The 15,531-nt window shown below is 44.8% G+C and carries 7 protein-coding genes; 2 read left to right on the forward strand and 5 right to left on the reverse strand.

Annotation, left to right across the window (positions count from 1 at the left end):
• Positions 1 to 2: 2 nt before the first annotated feature.
• Entirely contained in the window at positions 3 to 488 is a 486-nt protein-coding gene (locus tag RDP42_RS05380; protein WP_204475611.1) for an S-ribosylhomocysteine lyase, read from the forward strand.
• 192 nt (positions 489 to 680) lie between these two features.
• Here the strand turns inward: RDP42_RS05380 and RDP42_RS05385 are convergent, their stop codons facing one another.
• From RDP42_RS05385 to RDP42_RS05405, 5 genes are all read right to left on the reverse strand, one after another.
• Positions 681 to 3,095: a sugar-binding domain-containing protein gene (locus RDP42_RS05385; RefSeq protein ID WP_308762850.1), complete on the reverse strand. Its 2,415-nt coding sequence runs from the start codon at positions 3,093 to 3,095 to the stop codon at positions 681 to 683.
• A 17-nt stretch (positions 3,096 to 3,112) separates the two neighbouring features.
• Positions 3,113 to 4,717 carry a glycoside hydrolase gene (locus tag RDP42_RS05390; protein ID WP_308762851.1) on the reverse strand — a complete coding sequence of 535 codons (1,605 nt, stop codon included), beginning with the start codon at positions 4,715 to 4,717 and terminating at the stop codon, positions 3,113 to 3,115.
• Between the two features lie 85 nt (positions 4,718 to 4,802).
• Positions 4,803 to 6,500, reverse strand: coding sequence for a RagB/SusD family nutrient uptake outer membrane protein (locus RDP42_RS05395; protein WP_308762852.1), 1,698 nt, complete (start codon positions 6,498 to 6,500; stop codon positions 4,803 to 4,805).
• Positions 6,501 to 6,513: 13 nt separating this feature from the next.
• Positions 6,514 to 9,549: a TonB-dependent receptor gene (locus RDP42_RS05400; RefSeq protein ID WP_308762853.1), complete on the reverse strand. Its 3,036-nt coding sequence runs from the start codon at positions 9,547 to 9,549 to the stop codon at positions 6,514 to 6,516.
• A 20-nt stretch (positions 9,550 to 9,569) separates the two neighbouring features.
• Complete coding sequence (locus tag RDP42_RS05405; protein WP_308762854.1) at positions 9,570 to 11,078, reverse strand: hypothetical protein; 1,509 nt, start codon at positions 11,076 to 11,078, stop codon at positions 9,570 to 9,572.
• A 173-nt stretch (positions 11,079 to 11,251) separates the two neighbouring features.
• Here RDP42_RS05405 and RDP42_RS05410 point away from each other — a divergent pair, with 173 nt between their 5' ends.
• Complete coding sequence (locus tag RDP42_RS05410; RefSeq protein WP_308762855.1) at positions 11,252 to 15,352, forward strand: two-component regulator propeller domain-containing protein; 4,101 nt, start codon at positions 11,252 to 11,254, stop codon at positions 15,350 to 15,352.
• Positions 15,353 to 15,531 lie beyond the last annotated feature (179 nt).

The following is a 15,531-nucleotide window of genomic DNA, read 5'->3' on the forward strand; positions in this document are numbered from 1 at the left end:
TCATGAAAAAGATACCAAGCTTTACCGTAGACCATATTCATCTGAAACGTGGCATTTTCGTATCCCGCAAAGATGAAGTCGGAAATGAGATTGTCACGACTTTCGACATCCGCATGAAAGAGCCGAACCGGGAACCGGCGTTAGGCCCTGCGGCCATCCATACCATTGAACACCTGGCTGCCACTTTCCTGCGCAACCATCCGGTATGGGCCGACAAAATCATCTACTGGGGCCCGATGGGTTGCCTCACCGGAAACTATCTGGTAGTGAAAGGCGACTTGCAATCTAAAGACATTGCGCCGCTGATGACTGAAACTTTCCGTTTCATTGCCGATTATGAAGGCGAAGTGCCGGGTGCTACCCCGAAAGACTGCGGCAACTACCTCATGATGAATCTGCCCATGGCCAAGTGGGAAGCTGCCAAATTCCTGCACGAAGTGCTGGAACAGCTCACCGAAGAAAACTTGAACTACCCGGCTTCCCTGTAAAATCTTATTCCCTGTCCCAAAAACACAAACAGGGTATTCCCTGAGGGCAGGTCTGAAAAATAAAAAGCCCGGCCAGGCGCTTTTCAGACAGCCTGCCGGTGCTCTGTCAGTACTTCCTAAGCAGTACCGTAGTACTTCTTCGGCAGTACTCCAGTACTTTCAAGGGAGTACTGCAGTACTGCCGAGGGAGGATTATTCAGCTTTCAATACCACTTCTGTTCCTTTCAAAAGCGGAGAAGTCAGTTTGACCCGAATCTCACCTTTCTTACCTGTGGTCTGCACATAAGCCAGCAGACGTCCGTGATAAGCCCGGTGGCGATTGTCCGTATAATCACTCATATCACTGTTGTTCGAGCCTTCCAAGCCCAACAAACGAGCCGGACCTTCCACTTCACAAGTCACCTCACTGTCACCTAATTTCACGATTGTACCTTGTTCATCGACCACTTCAACCGTGACATGAGCCGTAGCCTTGTCTGGCGACAATACGTCCTTATCTACCGTAGCCCGCAAGGCGTATGGACGACCTGAAGTCTTTATGGTATAAGTGGAAAGTACCTTTCCGCTCTCGTCACAACCTTCGGCACGAAGTTCTCCATCCTGATAAGGGATATCCCAGTAAATAATTCCGCTCTTGTCATCGTAAGGCTTCATCTGTCCGACTTCCTTTCCGTCCAGCAACAGACGTGCCTGTGGGGCATTGGTATAACATACCACCCGAATCAACTGGCCCGGATCATAGTTCCAGCTGTCCCAGGCATCCATGGAAAGCCAGCTGTGACCTGGTTTCACCGGATAAGTGCCGATGTATGTCATCGGTTTGTCGCTCCACAACGAAGCGCGGAAATAACCACGAGGTTTTGCAAAGCTGCCGAAATCCAGCAAGCCTGTATACAATCCGCGGGACGGCCATCTGCCGGCCTCACCCAGATAATCGGTACCTGTCCACAAGAACTGTCCGAAAATGAAATCATTGTCGCGTACGGCATGCCAAGCCTCAATGCCCACTCCGGTTTCACTTCCATAAATGATACGTTTCGGGTAGGTCTTATGGTCTTCCGCATAACGGTCTTCCGTATAATTGTATCCCACGACGTCTACCGCTTCCGGATAAGCCGTCTGGTTTGACATGATGACACCTGCCAGTGCACCGGTCACCGGACGTGACGTATCAACCGCACGCACACAAGCTGCCAGCTTCTGGGCAATCACCCCAATCCGCATGGCATCGGGTGCATCCGGTTTATAGCCCCCGAACATCGGCTGGTTGATTTTCGCTCCGTCCAATATCGGATGAGAATAAGGGTCATTCGGATAATCCACCTCATTACCGATGCTCCATAAGAACACACACGGATGGTTCCGGTCACGACGTACCATGTCGGTCACATCCTGCTCTATCCATTCTTTAAAGAAGTCGAAAGAGCCTTCATAGCTGGGTTCTCCCACATTCCATCCTTGAATCCATTTACGTTTCGGGAATTCCCATTCATCGGAAGCCTCATCCATGACCAGGAAGCCCAGACGGTCGCATAAATCATACAATACAGGTGCCTGCGGATTGTGGCTCATACGGATGGCATTTGCCCCGATTGCTTTCAAGTTCTTCAAACGTCTTTCCCATACTTCCGGAGGCACTACCGCACCTAATACACCGGCATCGTGATGCAGACAAACCCCTTTCACTTTCATCCATTTTCCGTTCAGGGCAAATCCCTTATTGGCATCGAACTGCAGCGTACGCAGACCTACGGTAGTGGAAGCGCCATCCATCCGTTTCCCGTCACAATACAATTCTGCTTTCAAGGTATAAAGATACGGATCGTCCAAGTTCCAGCGATGTGGCTTCTTCACCTTCAACGAAAGGGTTTGCTTGGAAAGTCCCGTTTCATGACCAGCCACACTTTTCTGGCTCTCTGCCACGAGCTTTCCATCCGCATCATACAAGGCAGCTTTCACCTCGAGTTTTCCCTCTGCCTTCATGTGCTTTTCCACTGCCAGTTCCACCGACACCACCGCCTGCTTGTCGGAAATCGAAGTGGCCTGCCAGCCTAAGCCCCACTGTGCAAAATGGATTTCCGGGGCAGCAATCATCCACACATCCCGATAGATACCCGAACCTGTATACCAGCGGGAATCTGCATACCGGCTATGGTCTACACGTACGGCCAGCACATTGTCTCCCTTTTTCAAATACGGAGTCATGTCGTACATAAAAGAGATGTAACCATTGGGACGCTTGCCCAGGAGATGGCCGTTCAAATACACCTCACTCCGGTTATAGACTCCTTCAAAATAAATGTAATGACGTGCGGCATCGTCGGTCAGCTGGAAATGTTTCCGGTACCAGCCTATTCCTCCCGGCAGATAACCCGTACAACTTGCCAGCGAAGGAGAGAGCTGCCCTTCGACTGACCAGTCGTGCGGCAAATCCAACTGCCTCCATTTACTGTCATCATACGAAACAGATGCCCCCAGACTGTCGTCCGAAAGACTGAAACGCCAGCCTTCATTAAACTTCTTGGCCTCTCCGAAAGAGACTTGGGCGTGCATCGACATACAAGAAAGCAGCCCTAATAATACTATCCAAAATACCTTATTCTTCATCTTCAATTTATTAACTCCTATTTGAATTCATATACTACGGTTGTCACACTTTCCGCATCCAATACCACGGGATCTCCTTCTTGCAGCACTTTCTCAACCAGTTGTTTGCTGCCCGAAGTGGTATACGTCTTGATGGTTTTCGGTTCTCCACCCCAATTCTGACGTGTTTCGTTCAAACGAATTCCCTTGCTCGATAGGTTCGTGTATACCGCGACAATACAATCCTGCTGCGGTGACATCCAGGCAGAGCCGAAGAAACTCATCGACTCATTTAATGTCATAGAAATCCGATGGTATCCAGGACGGATAAAACGACTGTAATTACCCAATACCCATAAAGTTGGAGTTGCATTGAAGCTTCCTTCCTCTTCCAGATTATCGATGCTTTCCTTGTCTCCGGCCCAACCTTTAGGGGTCAATGCCACCAATAAGAAACGGTTCTTCTGCCCCCATCTGGACACATCCATTGCTACCCAATAATTCCAGGAAGTAACGTTAGCTACCGTCAAGTCATTATGAATGACTTTCGACATATACAAAGCAATATCCATTTCTGAAGCGGCATCATATCCGACAAATTCTGACGAGCTATAATTATCGCCCAGCATACTCCATTCGCTTTGCCACACATCTACCCCATACTGCTCGGCAGCTTGTGCCACTTTTTTACGTACGTCACGCATTCCATCCCACGTTCCGTCTGTCCAATAACTATGTCCACAAATCAACTTCTCCACATGCGACAAATCACCCACATAGGCAGGAGATGAGGAGGAGAAAAAGGCCGAAAGCACATTACTGCGGTTTGCGTCATCCTTCACCTTGTAAAGGTACTCCCAATCTCCGGCTTCGCCCAATAAGATATTGGTAGAAAGACCTTTTTGAGTCAATTGGGTATCCAGTTCCCGAGCGAGTTTGGCCACTTCCTCATTTTTCCAACCACTACCTTCCTGACCATTTCCATCCCAATTATACTGAGGTTCATTCACCGGAGAGATATGGCTGACCGGATATCCTTCATCCACATAATGTTTAGCGACTTCCGCCATATAGGAAGCAAAATCATCATAGCACTCTGATTTCAGGTTCGCACTACCTCCACTTTGAGAAAATCCCTTTCCGTTCAAGGTGTACTGCACTGGAGGAGTATTGCTGAACAAAACAAAATTATCAATTCCAAATTCCTTTGCACGGCTCATAAAATAGCGTTGCCCCTCACAATGTGTCCAGTCCAACGACAAGTTATCCGTCAAATAAGATTCTGCACGTCGTGACTTGTCTACAATACCACTATCATCACCTTGTTCTGCACTTCCACCGCCTAAATTCACCCGCCACATGGAAAGTCCGATTCCTTTTGGCTGTCCATCCACAATTTCCGAGGAAAACAAAAGTTCAGAAATACGGTCACGACTACTTGTCCAATATTTACCAATATACGCAGGTGTCCAACAGTCGGATGCACCAAAGCCGACTATTGTCTGAAAAGCCTGTCCCGCATCAATCGTTACATTTTTTTCCACACTGACTATTTCTTCCTGATTTTCTCCTGGGTTCTCAGGAGTATTATCGCTACATGCGGCCAAACTCAAAGCACCCAATATGATTGCATATTTCTTCATCCTACAAAATTTTAAATAAAAATGCCATCCAGAAGAATTTAAGACATTCCTCTGAATGGCATAATCAATTCATCTTTTTACCCTATTAGTTCCAATTTGGATTCTGTTCAATAGAACCATTAGACATTGTCACCTCATACAAAGGTATCGGGAAAAGAAGGTCGCGGTCTTCGCGGAATGATTTTCCCTTATCGCTTGCTTCACCCTGATTATCCCATTCCATGGCATCACGAGTTTCAGGATCTGTATTCCATTTCACGAATGAACCGTTTTCACCCATCAGATTGGCAATTACCGGTTTGCCATTATCATCTTTCCAACGGCGGATATCATACAAACGGTTCTGCTCAAAGGCCAGTTCCAAACGACGTTCGTTACGGATGGCATGACGAAGGTCATTACCAGTCACCGTCACAGAAGCCAGACCTGCACGATTACGTACACGGTTCAGTGCAGCCTGTGCGTGTGTATCATCTCCCAATTCGTTGCAAGCTTCCGCATACATCAGCAATACATCCGCATAACGCAGGATACGATGATTCAGCGGGCTCTTGTCTGTGTTGTACACCTCAGGACGGTCATTCAACGGAAGATAATATTTACGGATGATACGAGCTGATTTATGACCCGACGGATCAATTACCAAGCAATTTTCCGGCAGATTATATCTTTCCACATATTCCTTATAGTTAGCAATCTCTTTGTTATCTTTCAAGATTGTTGCAAAATTGTCGGCTGTTTCTCCTTTGATTTCCGTACATCCAGTTTTGATAATTGTCCATTCACGACGTACATCATCTTCACTATAAGCAGCTTCCAGGTTGGCAGAAGGCTGGCACCATGCCCATCCGTCTCCCAATGCGGCACCACAGCTACGGGCACCAGTCACCGTTGAAAGAGAACCTCCTAATGCCAATGTAGGATGATATTCATATTGCACTTCGAAAAGGCTTTCCACACTGTTGTCATAGTTCTTGTTCCATACATCTCCGAAGTCAGGAAGCAAATCATATTCGGTCGTCTGTGCATCTTCTCCCGTATAACCAGATTCCGGAATCAGTTTCTGCAACACATCGCGAGCTTCTGTCCACTTTTCCTGATACAGATAAACCTTACCCAGCAAACCCAGTGCAGCTCCACTAGTAGCACGACCCATGTCCGCATCGGCATATTCGCTACGTTTAGGCAACACTTCAGCAGCAGCCTTCAAGTCGTCTTCAATGAACTTATAAGTATCTTCCAGTGACGCACGAGTAATACCCTGAATTTCTTCCGGCATCTTGAACTCCGTAATCAAAGGAACACCTCCAAAGTTTCTGGCCAATTCAAAATAGAAATATCCACGCAGGAAACGAGCCTCTGCCACCAGTCTTGCCTGCAGTGCCTTATCTTCCAAGCCTGCATTTCCGATACGGTCGATAGCCACATTGCAACGCAAGATACCTTTATAACGATACTGCCAGAAGTTTGAAATCGGGCCATTGCTTGCTCCGTTACCTTGATAATGAGCCAATGAGATATAATCACTCTGACTCTGTGTGGTATTTCCCATCCATGCATCATCACTACACATTTCAGACAAAAGCCATACCGTATTGATGTTCCACCATCCGCCACAGGTAATATCCTGATAGCAGCCGGTAATATAAGACTCGCACTCATCGGCTGTAGTGAAATAAGTGTCGAGGTTCTGCTGTCCACGCACCTCTTCCGTCAGGAAGTCTTCGCAAGAAGTAAAGGCCAGCGAGGAAAACAATGTTAATATTGCTAATAGCTGTTTCATAGTTATTCAAGAATTAAAATTTAAAGTCTATACCAAACAAGAATGTACGCGGGTTCGGATAAGCGATGTTATCAATACCTGTTTCAATTACACTACCATCCAGCATCGGACGTTCCGGGTCCATACCTGAATAACCGGTAATGGTAAACGGATTCTGTGCAGAGAAGGAAATACGCAAGTTAGCACCTCCTACCCATTGTTTAGGCAAGGTATATCCAATCTGCAACAATTTACAACGCAAATAAGAACCATCTTCCACATAGAAGCTAGACACACGCTGATAGTTCAAGTTCAGGTCGTTATAAGACAAACGAGGAATGTCGTTGCTTGTTCCTTCACCATCCCATGCCTTATTCAATGTACCAGCCCACACATTCTGACCGTTGGCACCAGAATAGTATCCTTTTGTCGTATTAAAGATATCATTTCCCACAGTACCATAGAAGTTGGCTGCAAAATCGATATTCTTATACGTAAATCCTAAGTTCAAACCAATCATCAGATCCGGATAAGGGTTACCGATGAAAGTCTTGTCGTTAGCATCCAAAGTACCATCGTGATTCAGGTCCTTGAAACGGATATCTCCAGGCTGAGCATTAGGCTGAATCAGGTTTCCGTGTTCGTCGGTGTGTGCATAGACTTCTTCCCAGTTCTGGAACAGTCCGTCTGCCACATAACCGTAGAAACGAGAAATCAGACCTCCATCCTCGTTGCTGATAATCTGGTCACTGTTGAACCCACCGGTATAAATCGGTCCATCACCTGAGAACTTGATGGCTTTATTACGTACAGAAGACAAGTTCAAACCGATGTTATAAGAGAAATCACCCTTCTGATCACGCCAATCCAAACCTAATTCCCATCCGTAAGCCTTCATACTACCTACGTTCATCCATACTGTACTGTTCCAGTTCGGATAACCGATTGCGAAGATATTCTGTTTTTCATACAGCATATCCTTTGATTTCTTCTGGAAATATTCAAAAGTCACGCCCAAACGAGATTCAAGGAATGACATATCCAATCCCACGTTCCAGTCTTCCACGGTTTCCCATTTCAGCTGATTATTACCTACGGTAGAAATAAAGTAACCGTTTGCCAATGTACTTGTCTTACCAAAATAATACTGTGTCTGGTCCAACAAAGTCAGAGTGGCATTGTTGTCAATGTTCTGGGTACCTACACGACCCCAACCTCCACGGACTTTCAAGTCACTGAAGATAGACTGATCTTGCATGAACTCTTCACTGATCACACGCCAAGAAGCAGAAACAGATGGGAACAACGCATATTTATTTCCTGCAGGGAAACGAGATGAACCATCCGCACGTAACGAAGCAGAAATATAATAACGGTTAGCGTAGTTATACATCACACGTCCCAGGAAAGAAACCATGGAGTTGAAAGTAGTCTCACCATAAGCCTCTGCATTGTCTGCATTACCGGCATTTACTTCCTGCATCTGATCGATGTTGCTCGGCAAATCACGACGTAAAGCTTTCGTGTTATACCATGCATAGCGTTCTGCAGTGAAACCTCCCATGACATTCAAGTTATGCTTTTCAGCAAAAGTGTCGGCATAAGTAATGGTGTTTGTCCAGTTCCAGTCTAACCATTCCTGTGATTGACGAGAAATTTCATTCAAATCGGTCTTTTCCAGTGGGTCCAAGCTAAATTCCGGTGTAAAGCTGTCTGAACGACGGAAATGTGCATTAGTACCAAACTGTGTACGCAAAGTCAGTTTCTCGATAGGGTTAATCTGCAAATAAGCATTCAAGAGCGCACCCATCTCACGTGAATGACTGTTAGAACGAGCAATAGAACCTGCCGGGTTCCAAGTCTGGTTGTTGTAAGAACGCTGGTAATTGTTGTATTCATTATCTACCCATTCAGATTCCGGTTTGAATACAGGAGTAGTAGGGTCCATTGACATGGCAGATGAGAACTGATTCGGTGTATCGTCCCATGATTCCATACGAGGAGCGATGTCCACACCCATCTTTACATACTTATTAAAGGTATATTCGGTGTTCAAACGTACGTTAATCTTATCCCAATAACCTACATCAAACTGAGAGTTGTTACGGTAATAACCCAAGCTGAAGTTATATACCAGCTTGTCTGTACCTCCAGCCACACTCAACGCATAGTTCTGAACCAAGGCAGTCTTGTTGACCACTGTATCCCACCAGTCTGTTCCGCCCGGATTGGTAGTAGCTCCCGTATCGTTCCAGTTGGAAGTAGATCCATCGTTCGTATAACGTTTGTTATATACTTCTTTATATTCGGCGGCATCTGCCATATCCGGTTTCGCAATGGTCTGGAAACCTACAGAAGCACTAAAGTTCACATTTGCCTTACCAGATTTACCTTTTTTCGTAGTAATCAAGATGACACCGTTAGAAGCACGAGTACCATAAATAGCAGCTGCAGAAGCATCCTTCAATACTTCCATTGATTCAATATCATTGCTGTTCAAGAAATTGATGTTATCACCCACCGGCATACCGTCCACTACATAAAGCGGATTACTACCGTTGACAGTGGTGACACCACGAATCAATACTTTCGGAGTAGTACCCGGTCCACCACCACTGGCCACTTGCACACCATTGATTTTTCCTTGCAAGGCATCCATGGCGTTACCCGTCACAGACTGTGTGATTTCTTCTCCTTTTACTGTAGAAATGGAGCTGGTCAAGTCACTTTTCTTTACGGTACCATAACCGATTACGACTACTTCATCCAATAACTCAGTGGCTTCCTTCAATACAACATTGATTACAGTCTTTCCATTTACAGGGATTTCCTGTGTGTCATATCCAATAGAAGAAAAGACCAGTACAGCATTCGAAGAGACGTTCATCAACGTATAGTCACCATCCAATCCGGTAATCGTTCCATTTCCTGTACCTTTGATCTGCACGGTGGCACCAATCATAGGTTCCTTATCGGAGGCTGAAGTTACCGTTCCTTTCACAGTAAGTGTCTGTGCATAGCCACACAACGAGAGCAGCATCAGACATACAATTAAAAATTGTTTCTTCATGTTTTATGATAATTGGTTAATTATTCTTTTACTAATTTGGCTCTACCCAAATGTGAATCGAAGTAGAAGCGATAAGTACCTCCTACAGTCACTGTGGGCTTTGACCATACATCATTACCTGTCTTCGGGCCTGTGTATTTATCATTCTGCGAACCGCTCTGTGTGTAATAATTGAAGACATCCAAGTCCGTTTCAGTATTACTACACCATCTAACCATGTTCCACCATTGAGAAGTATGATAATTATGGATAATGAAATTCATCTGCTCACCGGCTGCCAATTCCATCGGTTCAGAATAAAATAAATGAGGATTTGTCGCATCTTGAGTGAATGATTTTACACCTGTAGGATTATCAGAAGTCAATCCAAATGTGAAATTGATATATTCAGAGCCGTCTCCCCAAAGGTCAAAGCATTTCTCACCGTATGTCAGCACGGTAGGATCCCATGGATCTTGAGCTTCCTCCAAGGAATAAACACTCATGCTGTACGTCTTCTCCAAAATATTGAAATCAATCTTATAATATACATTTGCCTGATCCAATACAATTGGTTCTGCTAAAGAAGGATTATCTGTCAGTCTCTCGTTATTTGTAGGATCAAGACCATAACATATCGGAGAAAAACTTGTATTCTGCGGAAGGAAATAAATCTCCGTACCGCTCTTCGCATTATAATAGAGAGCTTCATACTGATATTCCCCTACGTGATCAACCAACATCGGGACACCAAATACATCGCTATTCAGTTCTGCATCAGTGGCCACATCTGCTAAATACATTTTTTCAAAATCAACCACATCGGTAACAGATATCGTACATCTAACGGTATCAGTTTTTCCTGCATAGTCAGTCACTACGATGGTTGCTGGATAATCTTTCTTTTCAGCAGGCAATTCAATCTTCCAAGTATAGGAAAAAGAAGGTACACTATCGATGTCTATTACTACATCTTCATACCCCGCAGCACCTTCGATGTCCAAATACAAAGATTTCAACGCACGGTCGTCAGTCAACTGAAGCTGCATGTCATAAGGATCTACACTTCCATCTCTCAACAACATGGCCACTAAGCTGCCATCTTCTGGAGCTACCGCAAATACGGGATTCTCAAAATCTCCGTCCATTGTAATCAACACATCTTGTGAAGTCTCACGCCCACCGACATCTATAACGGTTACTTTTACCGTGAACTGTTCACCGACTTCATCTTTTGCCAGACTGAATTTATAGCTCAAATCGTAAGAAGTTTGAGGAGCTCCATAAATATCAATCAAATCAATGGTCTTGTTCAGATACAAATCTGCACATTCCAATTTAATTGCAGAAATACCATCTGCATCCGTAAGCGTTCCTTCAATCGTGAAGTCATGTCCGGCACCACTTTGAATATGCTCAGTCTTTAATGTAGCAACAGGTGATTGTCCATCCACATCTGCATACTGATTTTCATCACTACAACCTGTTACAAAGACCCCTGTGGCAAAAAGCGCACAGAGCAAAGAAACTTTCAAGAATCTTGTCCTCATAATTATTAGTTTTAGATTAAACATTATATTTTTGCATGCGAAAGTACCTATTATCTATAATTTAATATAAAATATATCATGCAAGAAACGACTACAAATCACTCATTGCATTATTTATACACTATTTATTCAACATATATTTATATTTTTGAAACTATAAAAGCTTCATGATTATGAGAATTTGTCTGACTCTTTTTGTACTACTACAAGCCATTATAATCCATTCACAGCCCTATACCATCAAAAAACTGGGACCAGAAAAAGGGCTGTCGAACAGTTATATTATCGATATAACCGAAGACAAGAACGGATACTTGTGGTTTGCGACAGAGGAAGGACTCAACAAATTAGAAGGCAACCATTTTACCGCTTTTTACAAAAGCAACAAGCACAAAGCTTTGAATCTGGCTGGGAATGAACTCAACAGTCTGTTGGATGATCCTAACGAACCTATCTTATGGATTGCCACCCAACGGGCAGGACTTATTGCATTCAACTACCAGACCAATACTCAAACAATATACCAGCATCACCAGAATGACCCGTCAAGCATTGCTACCAATGACGTGACCGGCATTCATCCTTCTCCTGACGGAAACTTATGGATTACCACGTACTGGCGGGGAGTAGATTATTTAGATAAAAAAACAGGGAAATTCACCCACTACAATCAATCTACCGTTCCAAGCCTTCCCAGCAACACGGTATGGAGCCTAATGGACGACCAAAAAGGGAATCTGTACATTGGGCATCACGAGAATGGAATGAGCATCTTGTCATTAAAGACAAAAAAAGTCAAGAACTTCACCTACGACGACTCGAACGACAAAACTCTGCCAAACAACAACGTACAATGCATCTTCAAAGACAATACAGGAAATATCTGGGTAGGTACCGGTAAAGGACTTGCTCTGTTCAACCCCGAGACTGAAGAATTTATCCGCCTGGGCGATAAAGGTTCCCCACTCTCCCATCTCATTTATGACATCCAACAATTCAATGAACATCAGTTATGGGTAGCTACTGAATTCGGAGGAATCGCCATTATAGATCTCTCCAGAAGCCTGTTTAACACCACAGAAAAGATTCACCTCATACAAGCTGGTGACAATGAATACAGCCTCAACAATGCTACGGTGCGATGCCTGTTCCAGGATTCCCATCAGAATATCTGGGCGGGTACCTGGGGAGGAGGAGTCAACTTCCTCAGCTCCAATACTGCCTTATTCAAGTCATTCAGTTATTCGTCCAGCTCACCCGGCAGTAACCTGAATGCCCACATTGCCAGCGCAGTCTGCATCGACTTGCAAGGTAACCTGTGGGTAGGGACAGACGGTGGAGGCATCAATGTCCTGAAAAACGGACAACGCACCGCTACCTATACCGAAGCAAACAGTGGCCTCAGCGGAAACTCCATCCAAACGGCCTTGTGTGACCGGAAAGGCAACCTGTGGTTCGGCATCTTTAATGGAGGAATCATGTACTACAACATCCATTCCAAAACCTTCAAACAAGTCTTTCCGAAAGAAGAGAGCAACCATGACGTGCGCTCGCTTTTTGAGGATAAAGAAGGAATTATCTGGGTGGGAACCAGCGAGGGAGTCTTTCAAATCGACAGAGATTCCCAGAAAATCCTGCACCATTTCAATACGCCCGACAACCTGATTCGTACGGTCATCAAGGATCAAAAAGGCCAAATATGGGTAGGGAGTTTCGGAAGAGGAATTTTCCTCTATTCGGCCGATCAAAAGCATTTGAAAGACTTCAGTACCTACCTCGATTTTCCTTCCAATACCATCAACCAGATTTTTGAAGATTCCCAAGGAACCATATGGGCTGCCACCGGGGAGGGGCTGGTACAGTTTGAAAACCAATCACCCTGGACATATAAGGTCTACCAGCGAAACGAAGGACTTGTCAACACCTTCATTTGGGCTATTACAGAAGATGAAGAACACAACATCTGGTTCAGTACCAACCAAGGAATCAGCTGTTTGTCCAAAGACCGGAAGCGCATCTATAATTACGATTATAGAGACAATATTCCCATGGCCAGCTTTACAGGAAGAAGTGTTTGCAGAGACACAAACAACACCCTTTATTTTGGTTCTACCGAAGGACTTTGTTATTTCACCCCCAGCCAAATATTGGAAAAGAAACAATGTCCCAAAGCCATTATCGGGAAAATAACCGTCTTTGAACCCATGACATCCGACGATAGTGATGAAACAGAATATTCACTCTTCAACAAAAAGGAAATCAAACTAAAGTACGTACAAAATAATTTCAGCATCACATTCAACATACAAGACTATTCCCTGAATGAAAGAGTGGAATATGCCTATATGCTAAAAGGACTGGAAGACTCCTGGTACACCGTAAAAGATCCTAACAATGTGACTTTCCGTAACCTGCCCCCGGGAAGATATGAATTCCAGGTTAAAACCCGCATCCGGAACCAAGAATGGTCTGACGAAATCTCCCAGATAGAAATCGTCATTGCTCCCCCGCTCTGGCTGTCCTGGTGGGCCAAACTTCTGTACGTGATAGCAGGAGTCGGAATTCTCATGGGAGTCTTTTCGGTTTATAAACGCAAACTGAACCTGGAATACCTGTACGAATCGGAAAAGAAAAGCCACGTACAGGAGCAGAAACTGAATGATGAACGGCTAAGATTTTTCACCAACATCACGCACGAACTGCGCACACCGCTTACCTTAATATTAGGCCCCTTGGAAGATATGGTAAAAAACAGCAGCCTGTCCGCCAAAGACCATCACCGGATTTCGGTCATCTATCAAAGTGCCGTACGCCTGCTGAACCTGATTAACCAGATTCTGGATTTCCGAAAAACGGAAACCCAGAACAAGAAACTGTGTGTCGCCAAAGGAAACCTGACCAGTGCGGTCTATGAAACCGGACTGAAATACAAGGAGCTGAACAACAATCCCAACATACAGATATTAATAGAAGTAGAAGAAGAGAACATGATTCTGTTTTTCGACAAAGAAGTCATTATGATGATTCTGGACAACCTGATTTCCAATGCTCTGAAATATACTGAAAAGGGATATGTACGTATACGGGCTGAATGGGTAACAGAAAATAACGTACAATACGCACAGCTTTCCGTGGAAGATACTGGTTATGGTATCGGGAAAAAAGCACTTGCACACGTATTCGAACGGTATTATCAGGAAAGCGGGGAACATCAAGCCTCAGGTACAGGTATCGGACTAGCACTGGTCAAAAACCTGGTTACGCTACATGAAGGAGACATACAAGTGAAAAGCCAACCCGACATCGGTACAATCTTCTCGCTGCGTCTACAAGCCAGCAACACCTATCCACACGCATTGCATGGAGAAGACGTACATACAGACACACCGGAAGTAAAGGAGGAGAATATAGAGAAACTGGAGGCAGCAGAGCCGTCTAAAGACTCAAAACCCATCGTCCTGGTGGTAGAAGACAATGCAGACATCCGGGACTATATAGCCGATGCCTTTACCGATTTGTATGAGGTAAAGACTGCTTCCAACGGCAAGGAAGGTCTGAAGACTGCCACAGACTGTGCTCCCGACATCGTGGTCAGCGACATTATGATGCCAGTCATGAACGGTATCATAATGTGTCAGAAGCTGAAAACGGATATCCGTACCAGCCACATCCCCGTGATTCTGCTCACGGCAAAAGACGGCATTACCGACAAGGAGGAAGGATATCAGGCAGGGGCCGACTCCTACCTTACCAAACCTTTCAGTGCCAGCCTGCTGCAAAGCCGAATCAGTAACCTGCTGGCACAGAGAAGACGACTCTCTGAACGCTTCTCTATCCGGCCGGAAACCCCACAGAAGCAAAGCATAGAAGAAAAAAGAGCCATCATTACAGAATCCATGAACAAGCTGGACAAAGAATTCCTGGACAAAATTACCAATATCATCACGGAAAGTCTTTCTGCAGCGGAAAATGTGGATATTACCGTATTGTCTAACGCCTTATGTATGAGCAGCTCTACCCTCTACCGGAAGGTTAAAGCGCTCACGGGCATGTCCACCAACGAGTATATCCGGAAAATCAAAATGCAACTGGCCGAGAAATACCTGCTGGAAGGCAAATATACCATTTCTGAGATTGCTTTCAAAGTGGGAATCAACAGCAATGTCTATTTCCGGCAGTGTTTCAAGGAGGAATTCGGTATGTCGGCTTCCGAGTACCTGAAGAAGCTGACAGGCAAATCCATCGAAGAAAATACAGACAAAAAAGAAAGCTGAAAAAAACGCACTTGCGTTTAAGACAAAAGAGGCTGTCTCAAATTGAAATATAATTTGAGATGGCCTTTTTTGTGTCTGTAAAAAAAAATCGGGCAAGCCCCAACTTCGCTCAGTCAGGACTTGCCCGTCTCCCTAATTTTTTGTATCTTAGGGAATCAAGCAATATATCCCAAAGATAA

The sequence above is a fragment of the uncultured Bacteroides sp. genome, assembly GCF_902472605.1.
Lineage (GTDB): Bacteria > Bacteroidota > Bacteroidia > Bacteroidales > Bacteroidaceae > Phocaeicola.

Coding starts and splice junctions, on each gene's coding strand:
- RDP42_RS05390 (WP_308762851.1), bottom strand. CDS start 4,717: ATGAAGAAATATGCAATCATATTGGGTGCTTTGAGTTTGGCCGCATGT.
- RDP42_RS05410 (WP_308762855.1), top strand. CDS start 11,252: ATGAGAATTTGTCTGACTCTTTTTGTACTACTACAAGCCATTATAATC.
- RDP42_RS05395 (WP_308762852.1), bottom strand. CDS start 6,500: ATGAAACAGCTATTAGCAATATTAACATTGTTTTCCTCGCTGGCCTTT.
- RDP42_RS05380 (WP_204475611.1), top strand. CDS start 3: ATGAAAAAGATACCAAGCTTTACCGTAGACCATATTCATCTGAAACGT.
- RDP42_RS05400 (WP_308762853.1), bottom strand. CDS start 9,549: ATGAAGAAACAATTTTTAATTGTATGTCTGATGCTGCTCTCGTTGTGT.
- RDP42_RS05405 (WP_308762854.1), bottom strand. CDS start 11,078: ATGAGGACAAGATTCTTGAAAGTTTCTTTGCTCTGTGCGCTTTTTGCC.
- RDP42_RS05385 (WP_308762850.1), bottom strand. CDS start 3,095: ATGAAGAATAAGGTATTTTGGATAGTATTATTAGGGCTGCTTTCTTGT.